Origin of the sequence: Pseudoroseomonas cervicalis ATCC 49957, from assembly GCF_000164635.1 — a bacterium.
GTDB classification, from domain to species: Bacteria; Pseudomonadota; Alphaproteobacteria; order Acetobacterales; family Acetobacteraceae; genus Pseudoroseomonas; species Pseudoroseomonas cervicalis.
In genome coordinates this window covers 1-611 of record NZ_GG771212.1, presented here as the reverse complement: position 1 = coordinate 611, position 611 = coordinate 1, and the positions used below count along the sequence as shown (strand labels likewise).

Here is a 611-nt window from a genome sequence, read left to right as displayed (position 1 = left end):
CGAGGTCCAGGCCCCCGCCGCCGCCGGCATGCACGCCCGCCCGGCGCGGGTGCTGGTGCAGGCGGCCAAGGGCTTCCAGTCCCGTGTCACCCTGCGCCATGGCGGCCGCAGCGCCGATGCGCGCAGCATGATCGCGCTGCTGCAACTGGGCGCCGGCCCCGGCGCCGCCATCACGCTGGAAGTCTCCGGCCCCGACGAGGCGGCGGCGCTGGCCGCCTTGCGACAGGCCTTCGCCGAGCAGCTGGGCGATGACGACACGGCGGCACCCGGCCCGGCCGATGCCGCGCCCGCCGCGGTGGCGGCCGATGAGCCGCTGGAGCCCGGCGCCATCGCCGGCCTGCCGGCCAGCCCCGGCATCGCCATCGGCGTGCTGCACCGCTTCCGCTCCGAGGCGGCGGGCTATGCCGCCACCGCCACCGATCCGCTGGGCGAGCAGGCGGCGCTGGAGGCCGCGCTGGAGGCGGCGCGCGCCGAGCTGAAGACCATGGCCCGCGAGATGGCCCAGCGCGTCGGTGACCAGCACGCCGCCATCTTCGCCGCGCATGAGGAGTTCCTGGAGGACCCCGAGCTGCTGGCCGAGGCCCGCGCCGCGATCGATGCCGGCGCCTCCG

Annotated in this window: 1 protein-coding gene; it reads left to right on the top strand. The window is 77.7% G+C overall.

Annotation, left to right across the window (positions count from 1 at the left end; genetic code table 11):
• Positions 1 to 611, top strand: a 611-nt coding sequence (locus tag HMPREF0731_RS22625; protein ID WP_007006608.1) for an HPr family phosphocarrier protein, incomplete at both ends; no start/stop codon positions are given.